General features: G+C 70.7%; 7 protein-coding genes. 4 read left to right on the top strand and 3 right to left on the bottom strand.

Annotated features, from left to right (window positions below):
- Positions 1 to 249: 249 nt before the first annotated feature.
- Complete coding sequence (locus HNQ61_RS06125; RefSeq protein WP_170037170.1) at positions 250 to 1,059, bottom strand: DUF3667 domain-containing protein; 810 nt, start codon at positions 1,057 to 1,059, stop codon at positions 250 to 252.
- Between the two features lie 337 nt (positions 1,060 to 1,396).
- Here HNQ61_RS06125 and HNQ61_RS06120 point away from each other — a divergent pair, with 337 nt between their 5' ends.
- Positions 1,397 to 2,662, top strand: a complete 1,266-nt coding sequence (locus HNQ61_RS06120) for a metal-dependent hydrolase family protein (protein WP_170037173.1) — start codon at positions 1,397 to 1,399, stop codon at positions 2,660 to 2,662.
- A 145-nt stretch (positions 2,663 to 2,807) separates the two neighbouring features.
- Here HNQ61_RS06120 and HNQ61_RS06115 read toward each other — a convergent pair whose 3' ends face one another.
- Positions 2,808 to 3,152 (bottom strand): hypothetical protein, encoded by a 345-nt coding sequence (locus tag HNQ61_RS06115; protein ID WP_170037176.1) that lies wholly within the window; start codon positions 3,150 to 3,152, stop codon positions 2,808 to 2,810.
- Between the two features lie 360 nt (positions 3,153 to 3,512).
- Between HNQ61_RS06115 and HNQ61_RS06110 the strand changes: the two genes are divergently transcribed.
- Entirely contained in the window at positions 3,513 to 4,271 is a 759-nt protein-coding gene (locus HNQ61_RS06110) for a TonB-dependent receptor plug domain-containing protein (protein ID WP_170037179.1), read from the top strand.
- Positions 4,272 to 5,095: 824 nt separating this feature from the next.
- Complete coding sequence (gene hrpB, locus HNQ61_RS06105; protein ID WP_170037182.1) at positions 5,096 to 7,606, top strand: ATP-dependent helicase HrpB; 2,511 nt, start codon at positions 5,096 to 5,098, stop codon at positions 7,604 to 7,606.
- 675 nt (positions 7,607 to 8,281) lie between these two features.
- Here the strand turns inward: hrpB and HNQ61_RS06100 are convergent.
- The gene (locus HNQ61_RS06100; protein WP_170037185.1) at positions 8,282 to 9,529 is read right to left on the bottom strand and encodes an FAD-dependent oxidoreductase; all 1,248 of its coding nucleotides are present in this window, start codon (positions 9,527 to 9,529) and stop codon (positions 8,282 to 8,284) included.
- A 404-nt stretch (positions 9,530 to 9,933) separates the two neighbouring features.
- Between HNQ61_RS06100 and HNQ61_RS06095 the strand changes: the two genes are divergently transcribed.
- A complete protein-coding gene (locus tag HNQ61_RS06095; protein ID WP_170037188.1) occupies positions 9,934 to 10,611 on the top strand; it encodes a hypothetical protein in 678 nt (225 codons plus the stop codon).
- Positions 10,612 to 10,723: the final 112 nt, after the last annotated feature.

Here is a 10,723-nt window from a genome sequence, read left to right as displayed (position 1 = left end):
TGGCGCATCAGCGGCGGCGGCCGCGTGTGGGGCGTCGCCGCGGCGACGCCCCACACGCGGGGTGAATCGGAGGAGCAACCAGGCCTGCGCAGACAAGATACGGCTCAGGCGCGCATCCACATAATCATACGAGGCTGGACATCTACTCTCCCCCAAGCCAACTCCGCGATCCTCACCCGACCCGCCCATGCAGTCCCCGCAAGCGAACTCTACCTCGTTCCACCAGCGGTCGGACCAGTCAGGCGTGGATCACAGGGTCATCGCGGCGAACAGGACGGCCAACTGCGCGAACAGGCTCACGACCATCGTGAGCACGAAGTCCGCGAGCAGAAATCCTCCCAGCCGCAGCGCCGTCCGCGTCCGCGTGCGCGCGGGGTACAGCCCAAAGATCCCCATCCCGTACAGCGCGCATCCCGCGATCTGCGCGACCGCGGTGTACGGCCCCGCGCCCAGCAGCATCAGCGGGCTCATGAGGATGCACACGATCCAGATGGAGTTGGTGATGCTCGCCGCGAACAGCAGGTGGTTGGCGTACGGCTGCGACGGGTTCATGCGGCGGAGCATCCACGCCAGCGGCGCCAGCAGCAGCGCGCTGATGACGGGCATGAGGGTGTTCATCCACTGATGAAAGCGGTCGTTCACCACCTGGGCGGTGACGACCTGCGCGGCCATGAACCGCTCGATCATCGCGGACGTCTCCGCCGGCTGCGACCGGATCAGCTGCTCCCAGTCGAAGTCGAACGGCTTGGCGATGCTCAGCAGCAGCAGGTACGCGCCCGCCAGCACGAAAAAGAGCTTCATGGGGCGCGCGTAGCCGGCCGGGTTGCCCGCCCAGTAGCTCCGCACGACGGCCACGGGGCGCAGCACCAGGTCGCGGATGGTGCGCAGTACGCCCGCGTCCACGCCCACGAGTTCGGCCACGCTTTCGCGCAGCATCTGCCGGGCGCTTTCCGTCTGCTCGGCGACGGGCGCGCCGCATTCGCCGCAGAAGCGGGTGGTGTTCAGCGCGCCGCATTCAAGGCAGGCGCGCGCGGTGGCGATGGCGGAGTAGGATTGCATGGACGGGGTCCTGCGGAGGGCTTGTGCGTGGAAACGCAAGATAAACCCGCCGCGCGCCCCGCGGTAGGCCAATCCGTTCCGCCGTCACGCCTTGCCATCCGCCATCGGGCGGGGTTCCCCGCTGAAGATCCTCTCCGCACCCCGATGATCCAGACCGCTGCGGGGTGCGGCCGATCGATCTCCCCGCGACCCGCGCGAACCCCCGCGACCTCCGCGTGAGGTCAGTTTACAGCGCCGGCAGACGCGTCTCCCTGCTGCATCCGCCGCCGCATCGTGCTATCCTGTCGTGCTCGCCGGCGCACTCCGCGCCTGATCCTCCGCATCTCTCGACTGCACCATGCGCCTGTCCAGAATCCGCCCGCTTCTCCTCCTGATCGCGCTGCTGTCGGCTTCCGTGCTGCACGCGCAGTCCGGTGCGGTGCTGCTGCGCCCCGACCGCGTCTTTGACGGCACCGACCTGCACGAGGGATGGGCGGTGCTGGTGCGCGACAGCCTGATCGTCGCCGCCGGCCCCGCGTCGTCCATCGCGGCGGCGGGCGTGCGCGTGGTGGAACTGCCCGGCACCACGCTGATGCCGGGAATGATCGAGGGGCACTCGCACCTTCTCCTTCATCCCTACAACGAGACGCCGTGGGATGACCAGGTGCTGCGCGAGCCTCAGGCCCTGCGCGTGGCGCGCGGCGTAAACCACGCCCGCGCAACGCTCATGGCCGGCTTCACCACCACGCGCGACCTGGGCTCGGAAGGCGCGGGATACGCGGACGTGGGGTTGAAGCAGGCGATCGCGCAGGGGATCATCCCCGGCCCGCGCATGCTGGTGGCGGGCCCGGCCATCGTGGCCACGGGGAGCTACGGACCGCGCGTGCTGGCGCCGGAGTTCCCTTCCCCGCGCGGCGCGCAGGAGGCGGATGGCGCCGACCTGATCCGCGTGGTGCGCGAGCAGATCGGCGGCGGAGCGGACTGGATCAAGCTGTACGCGGACTACCGCTGGGGCGCCAACAACACTTCCGCGCCCACGTTCACGCTCGACGAAATGCGCACCGCGGTGGAGGTGGCCGGCAGCTCGGGCCGCCCCGTGGCCGCGCACGCCGGCACGGTGGAGGGAATGCGGCGCGCCATCCTGGCCGGGGTGACGACGATTGAGCACGGCGATGCGGGGACGCCGGAGATCTTTCGGCTGATGCGCGAACGCGGCGTGGCGCTCTGCCCCACCCTGGCCGCGGGCGACGCCGTGAGCCAGTACCGCGGATGGCGCCGCGGCGAGCCGGAGCCGGATCGCATCCGCAACAAGCGCGTGAGCTTTCGCGCGGCGCTGGACGCGGGCGTCACCATCGTGTTTGGCGGCGACGTGGGCGTGTACGCGCACGGCGACAACGCGCGGGAGCTGGAGCTGATGGTGGACTACGGGATGCGGCCGCTGGATGCGCTGCGCTCGGCCACGTCCGTCAACGCGCGCGTCTTCGGGCTGCGCGACCGCGGCGCCGTGCGCGCGGGGCTGCTGGCGGACCTGGTCGCGGTCACGGGAGATCCGGTTCGCGACATCGCCGCGACGCGCGCGGTCCGCATGGTGATGCTGCACGGCGCCATCGTCCGACAGGACTGATCATCATCCAGCAAGGTGGATGAGGAACGCCCCGCCGCATGGTCGCGGCGGGGCGTTCGTGTTCATCAAGGTCCGGAAAGAGCAGGAGCCCGGCGCCGGGTGGGCGCGGGGCTCCTTTGCGTTCAGCCGGCCATCCGCGTGCGGATCAGGAGCGCGCGCGCAGGGTCATGCGGGGGGCGGTGCGGCTGGAGACGAGGCGCGTGTCGGAGCGCTCCGCGTTCACCGTGATGGCTTCCATGAGGCAGGGCTGGGCTTCGCTTCCGCACTCCGCCTTGCTGAGTTGCGTGTCCACCGCGCGAACGTTTACCGCCACCGGCGCAAGCTGGCACGGGTTCTCGCGCGATCCGCAGACGGCCATGCCCTCAGTGACGGCGTCGTCGGCCAGGGCGGGACGGCCCACGGCGCTCTCGAGCACGGTGTAGGCGGTCATGGTCAGGATCAGAGAAGCGAAAGCGTAGCGCACGGAGTGCGTCAGGGTCTTGGCGGTCATGGTTCCATCCGGTCTGGAGTGTGGTGCTCAACGTTTCCTACGCAGGGTATGACGTAGCTCGAGGCGAAAAAGTTTACACGGGCTGATTAGCCGCAGATTAACCCCGGACCGTGCTCCACGCCGCATGTTTACTGCGTTTTCCCTAACCGATTGCGGTGGATGAGGATGCATGGATCTGGACACGGCCACGCCCGCTCTGGGCGCCCCTGAAACCGGCCGGCGATGATCATCGACAAAACGCTTTTCCACGACGCGCGGCCGATGTACAATCCAGAAGCGGCCGGATTCTCGTCGTCCGAGACGCGCGTCGCTTCGCCTGCATCGGCGGCATGCCGTTCAGACACTCCACCCCGATCCGCCATGACCGCACTCCGCTTTCGCGGTGCCCGCGTCCGGCTGCTGCCGGCGATTGTCATCGCGCTCGCCTGGCTGCACGGCCCGGCCGCGGCGCAGGAACCCGCCGGACTGATCGTGCTGGTGCAGGATGAGGAGTCGGCCATCGCCATCCCGTTCGCGCACGTGCAGATCGACAGCGCGGGATGGATGAACGCCGGGATCGAGGGCGCGCTCGCGCAGGCCGCGGCGCCGGGGCAGCACCGCGTGGACGTGCGGGCGCGCGGCTACGCGGAGCGGTCGTTTCTGGTGACGGTGCGGGAGGAAGGGATGGGGCTGGTACGGGTGCCGCTGGCGCGGGGGGCGCACATGCTGGATCCGGTGCAGGTGTCGGTGGCGCGCACGGCGGAACTGCGGGACTTCTACCAGCGCGCGCGTAACAGCGCCACCGGGCGGTTCCTTACCCGCCGCGAGATCGACCGCATGCCCAGCCGGCAGTTTACGGATGTGCTGCGCAGCGTGGCGGGAGTGGAGGTGATGGAGGGCCCGCCGCGCCGCGTACTGCTGGGCGGAACGGCGCCGCAGATGATCGATGGGCGCGAGTCCAGCAAGGGGTGCGAGCCGGGATTCGTGGTGGATGGAGTGCCGCGCAGCGTGGGCGACGCGGACAACGAGTTCCGCCTGGAGCAGATCGAGGGGATCGAGGTGTACGCGCGCAGTGCCTTCGTCCCCGCGCTCTACCGCACCCCGCGAAGCTGCGGCGTGATCGTGGTCTGGACGCGTTAGGGGCTCGCCGGGTTCAGGCTCTGGTGCGTTCAGCGTGCGCCGGCGCGGCCGCGGGGTCCGCGAGCGAATGAATTCGCCGCTGGTGAAGCACGAAGTCCGCCTGCGCGGACTGCGTGGGCAAGTTTGGTGTGAATCGCGACGTTGGCTCGGGGGAAAGTAGATCCTTCGTCGGCGCCAGAGGTCGGTGTGGCGGAGAGCGCCGCCGGCGCCTCCTCAGGATGACATGATGTGGTGCCGTATAGGGTTATCTGCCCCACGCCATGTCATCCCACGCCATGTCATCCCACACCATGCCATCCCACACCATGCCATCGCACACCTGTCCATCGCACACCGTGTCCATCCCACACCATGTCATCCTGAAGGAGCGTTGACCGGTCTTTCCGGACCGCCAATGCACGGCGCGACTGAAGGATCTACTATCCGCCAAGCCAACTCTCACCCTGAAACGCCAGTCCGCTCTCGCAGTCCGCGAAGGCGGACTTCGTGCTCTTCCAGCGGCGAATTCATTCGCTCCTGGGATCGGCGGGCGCGCCACATCCCGCCCACCTCGACACATCCCGCCCACCGCGGCGCAATCCCGCCCGAGCGCGCGACATCTCGCTCTACCCGACCCGCGCCATATCTCATCGCCTGTGGTTCATCTCGCCGCACGCGACGATCCTGCCGCCGCGGCCCATCCCCGCCCTGCGCGCACGAACCTCCGCATTGGTGGTCCGTTCCCGCCTGTTCTGCGCCGATTAGTCGAAAGCCGTCATCGACCGTGCTACATTACCGCCGCGCGATCCACTCCGGATGCGCGGCGTTCCGTTTTCCCGATCGCGATGCCGACCGACCTCCCCATCGAATCCGTCATCCCCGAACTCCGCGAGGCGCTGCGGGTTGCGGGCGCGGCGGTGCTTCAGGCGCCCCCCGGCGCGGGCAAGACGACGCGCGTTCCGCTGGCCCTGCTGGCGGAGCCGTGGCTGGCCGGCCAGCGCATCGTCATGCTGGAGCCGCGGCGGCTGGCGGCGCGCGCCGCGGCCCGGCAGATGGCGCGCACGCTGGGCGAGGAAGTGGGCGGCACCGTCGGCTTCCGCGTAAAGATGGAAACGCGCGTGGGGCCGTCCACCCGCATCGAGGTCGTTACGGAAGGCGTGCTTACGCGCATGCTGCAGAGCGATCCCGCGCTGGAGGGCGTGGGGCTGGTCATCTTTGACGAGTTCCACGAGCGCAGCCTGCACGCCGACCTGGGCCTCGCACTCACGCTGCAGTCCCGCGCCGTCCTGCGCGACGATCTGCGGCTGCTCGTCATGTCGGCCACGCTGGACGGCGCGCCCGTCGCGCGGCTGCTGGGCGACGCGCCCGTCATCACCAGCGAGGGGCGGATGTTTCCGGTGGAGGTGCGCTACCTGGGCGGACGCGGCGACGAGCGCATCGAGGCCGTCGTCGCGCGCGCCGTGCGCCGCGCGGTGGAAACGGTAGACGGCGACGTGCTCGTCTTTCTGCCCGGCGCGGCGGAAATCCATCGCACGCAGTCGTTTCTGTCGGATGGCGGATTGCCGGAGGGCGTCCGCATCCTCCCGCTGTACGGCAATCTGCCGCAGCCCGCGCAGGACGAGGCCATCGCGCCGGGCCGGCCGGGGCGCCGCAAGGTGGTGCTCTCCACCGCCATCGCCGAAACGAGCCTCACCATCGAGGGCGTGCGCGTGGTGATCGACAGCGGCCTGATGCGCGTCCCCCGTTTTGCGCCACGCACGGGAATGACGCGGCTGGACACCGTCACCGTATCCCGCGCCTCGTCGGAGCAGCGCTGCGGCCGCGCGGGACGGCTGGGCCCTGGCGTCTGCTTTCGCCTGTGGGACGAGCACGCGCAGCAGGCACTCGTCCCGCACGGCACGCCGGAGATCCTGGACGCGGACCTCGCCCCGCTCGCGCTGGAGCTGGCCGCGTGGGGCGTGGCGGACCCCGCGGAGCTGGCGTGGCTGGACGCACCGCCCGCCGCCGCGTTTTCGCAGGCCCGCGAACTCCTGGCGGAACTCGGCGCCATAGACGCCGCAGGGACGATCACGCCGCATGGACGGCAGATGGCGGGGCTGCCGCTCCATCCGCGTCTGGCGCACATGCTCCTGCGCGCGGACCAGCTCGGGTTGGGCGCGCTGGCCTGCGACCTGGCCGCGCTGCTGGGCGAACGGGACGTTTTCCGCCGCGGCGAGCACCCGGCGGACGTGGACGTGCGGCTCCGCCTGGAAGCGCTGCGCGACCTGGAAGCGGGCCGCCGCGCGCGTACCCACGGCAGCGCGGTGGACGAAGGCGGCCTGCGCCGCGTGATGGCGGAGTCGCGCGAACTGCGCCGCCGTTTGCGGACACGCGCGGGCGAGAACGAAGCGTCCGCGGCCGGGCTGCTGCTGGCGATGGCGTACCCGGACCGTATCGGGCAGCGGCGCGGAAAGGCGGGGCGCTTTCTGCTGCGCAACGGCCGCGGCGCCGCCATGGCCGAGCGTGATCCGCTGGCCGGCGCGCCGTGGATCGTGGCGCCGGAGCTGGACGGAACGGGCCGCGAAAGCCGCGTCTATCTGGCCGCATCCGTCGATCAGGCCGAGATCGAGCGCGAGTTCGCCGCGCAGATCACGACGGAGGAGGAGGTCGCGTGGGATGAGGACGCGCGCGCCGTCCGCCCGCGCCGGCGCACGCGTCTGGGCGCGCTGACACTGCGCGAAGTGCAGATCACGGACGCCGATGCGGATGCGGTTGCCGGCGCTCTGCTGCGCGGCATCGCGTCCGCCGGGATCGGCGTGCTGCCGTGGAGCCGGGGCGCGCGCCAGCTTCAGGAGCGCATGCGGTTTCTGCACCGGCACGACGCCACGTGGCCGGACGTGTCCGACGAGGCGCTCGCGGCGGGGCTGCACGAGTGGCTGGCGCCGTACGTGTACGGGATGACGCGGCTGGACGACCTGCACCGGCTGGACCTGCCGGAACTGCTGCTGGGGATGATGGGCTGGGAGCGCCGCGCCGCGCTGGACGACCTTGCGCCGTCGCACGTGGACGTGCCGAGCGGATCACGCATCCCCATCGACTACAGCGACGTGGAGGCGCCGGTGCTGGCGGCGCGGCTGCAGGAGCTGTTCGGGATGATGGAAACGCCGCGGATCGCGGGCGGACGCGTGCCGCTGACGATGCATCTGCTGTCGCCGGCGCACCGGCCGGTGCAGGTGACGCGCGATCTGGGGAGCTTCTGGAAGACGGGGTACTTCGAGGTGCGCAAGGATCTCAAGGGGCGGTATCCCAAGCATTACTGGCCCGATGATCCGCTTCAGGCGCAGGCCACCAGCCGCGTGCGCCCGCGGCCGGGGTGAGTTTCGGTGGAAGGCGGAGTCCAGGGCGGCCCCCACCCGGGCCGGCACCACCGGCCCACCCTCCCCCAAAAAGACTGGGGGAGGGTTGGGGCGGGCGGATGGTTCGGTGCGGGAGGCGGAGTTTTTGCGCGGTCCACGGTAATCCTGAGCGGATGAATCCGCCGCTCGAACGTCGCAAAGCCCCGACACCGGCCGCTGGCGCGTCCGGTTCGGGGCTTCAACCGCACGTGGTGGCAATCCCGGCGCGCACGGGACGGTTGGACGGAGGGATGGTAGATCCTTCGTCGGCGCCAAGTAGCCACGTGTCAATGACTTCGGCCGGCGCCTCCTCAGGATGACGCCTTTTGGGCGCGGTGGCGGAGTTGTGCGTTGCGCGGTTGAAGCCCCGGGCGTGGACGCGCCAGCGACCACGAGCCGGGGGTTCCCGCTGTTTGAGCGGCGGATTCATTTGCTCAACGAAGACGCGGCCTGCTCCCGCCAACTGCACCTGCGATAAGGACGACGCGGTTTGCTCCCAACGGCCACTGCACTCGCGCCGATCTGGAGTGTGCTCCCTCTCCCACATCTGTTCGTGGGAGAGGGTCGTCGTGCGCAGCACGCGGGGTGAGGGCTCCACTCCGCCGCCGCGCGATCCTTTGCAGACGCCGCCGGTCTCCTCAGCCACGCCCGCATGGCTTAGCTTCGCAGGTGATTGTGGATGAACTGGATGGCCATCGACCCCTCCCCCACCGCCGCGCCCACGCGCTTTACCGACCCGCTCCGCACGTCACCCGCCACGAACACGCCGGGCATGCTGGTCTCCAGCAGCTCGCGCGGGCGTTCCAGCGGCCACTCCACGCGACCCTCCAGATCCGGCCCGGCCAGCACGAACCCGTGCTCGTCGCGCTCCAGCACGCCATCCAGCCACTCCGTCCGCGGCGCCGCGCCGATGTACACGAAGAGCGTGCTGGTTTCCACCACCTCCTGTTCGCCACTGTCCACGTCCTCCACCGTGACGCGCTCCAGCAGTTCATCTCCCGACACGTCCGTCACCTTGCTGTGCGGGCGCAGGTGGATGTTGGCCGTACGCTCGATGCGGCCCAGCAGGTACTCCGACATCTTGTCGGAAAACTCCGCCTCGGGCGCCACCATCGTCACCGACTTGGCGTAGCGGGCCAGGTACAGCGCCGCCTGCCCCGCCGAGTTGCCCGCGCCCAGCATCAGCACGTCGCGCTCGCGGCAGGTCGGGATCGCGGCGGCCGCCCCGCCGTAGTACACGCCGCGGCCGATCAGCCGGTCGCAGCCGGGAGCCTCCAGCATCCGCCACGACACGCCCAGCGCGAGCAGAACGGCGTGCGCGGCGAGCGTCGATCCGTCATCCAGCGTGACCACGCGGTTGGGCTCGTCATCCGCCAGCCCCACCACGTCGCGCGCCACCACGATCTCCGCGCCGAACCGCGTGGCCTGCCGCACGCTGCGCTCCGCAAGCTCGCTGCCGCGCAGGCCGTCGGGAAAGCCGAGGTAGTTTTCAATCGCCTCGCTCATTCCCGCCTGCCCGCCGGGCGCCTCGCGGTCAATGAGCACCACGCGCAGCCCTTCGCTGGCACCGTAGACCGCGGCGGCCAGCCCCGCCGGCCCGCCGCCCACGATGATCAGGTCGTAGAACGGCGCCCCGGGCTCCGTCTGCAGCCCGACCTTTTCCGCCAGCTCCTCGTCGCTCGGGTCCACCAGATCGGTGCCGTCGCTGAAGCGCAGCAGCGGCAGCGAGCGCGTCCCCAGGCCGAGTTCGGCGACTTCGGCGCGTGCGGCTTCGTTGTGCTCGTAGTCGATCCATAGATACGGAATGCGACTGCGCGCCAGAAAGTCGCGCACCTCGTGGCCGCGCGGCGACCAGGTGTATCCGATGACGCGGACGCGCCCCGCCGGCGTTCGTTCGTTGTTCATCCCACGCTCAGGCTCGTGACCCCGTCCCGCGCGCCCGGACCGGCGCGTACTCGGCCCGTCATCGTCACGCCCTGTGCCACGCCTGCGCCAGCCGCGACGGTGGCCGCGGCGCCCGGTTGGATGGGCGGATCAGGATCGGCGGACGGGACGGCCGGTTCCGCTCCGCGGATGACGGCGTGCGGCGGCCGGCCGGCTGCGGAACGCGGATCGGGAGGCGTTCGGCGCGGGACGCCGGCCGAGATTGCCGCGCGGGTGGCGTGATCCTCGGGGCATCCGTAATCTACCCCTCGCGTGATGTACGGCTGATGACGGGAGGAGAACCGTCCCGTTGCCGTTTTCCGCCTCGGACAGCACTCCGCGACGTGCACGCCGCACGTTCCCGACGTCCCCACCGGAGCATTTTCGTGTCTCAGTCCACGCCGCGTTCGCAGCCGGTTCCGGAGGGCCGTACCGGGATCGCCATGTCCATCAACCCGGACGCGGGCACGCATCCCGTGAGCGCCGATCCGCGCGAGCTGGCCGCCGTGCGCCGCGCGACGGAGCGGTCGCTGGAGCGCTTTCCCTACTTCACCGCGCGCTACGGCGAGCGGGCGCTGCGGTTCGGGGACAGCGACGGGGCGTGGATGGCGCTGGTGGCGCACATGGACCCGTCGTACGTGGTGAGCCAGTCCCTGTGGCTGGCGTCGGTGCTGGCTTCGCGCGGCATGCCGACGCTGCTGCTGGAAGAGCACCTTCGCTTTCTGCGCCAGGAGCTGCAGGCCGCGCTTCCCGAGCACGCCGGGCGCTACGCCCAGCTGGACGCGGCGGCCGACGCGCTGCGCGACCGTCGCGAAACGGGAGGCGATCCGGGGCGGATGACGGTGCTGGCGGCGGAGTTCGGCGAGCGGCCCGGCGCGGACCGGGGCCCGTCCGGGTTCGGCGAGATCCTGGTGGCCGCCGTCGCGGACGAGCGTTCCGGGCTGCCCGGGACGCTGGCGGAGGTGCAGACCTGGGCCCGCGAGAGGCACGACTTCGGCGGGGAGTGGGTGGCCGCGGTGGACGACACGCTTGCCGCCGCCGCGCGGGTGCCCGCCTCCGGCTGAACCCATCGCGCCGCGCGCCGGAGCGAGCACGGGCCTCGCGCGCCGATCCGGGCGTGCGGGGCTCGTTTGCCTTCGGCGGTGGTGTGGATTGCGCGCCGCGGTATCCGCCACG

It is taken from the genome of Longimicrobium terrae, assembly GCF_014202995.1.
GTDB lineage: Bacteria > Gemmatimonadota > Gemmatimonadetes > Longimicrobiales > Longimicrobiaceae > Longimicrobium > Longimicrobium terrae.
Note: the sequence above shows the minus strand (reverse complement) of the source record. Positions and strands in the feature narration are given on the sequence as shown.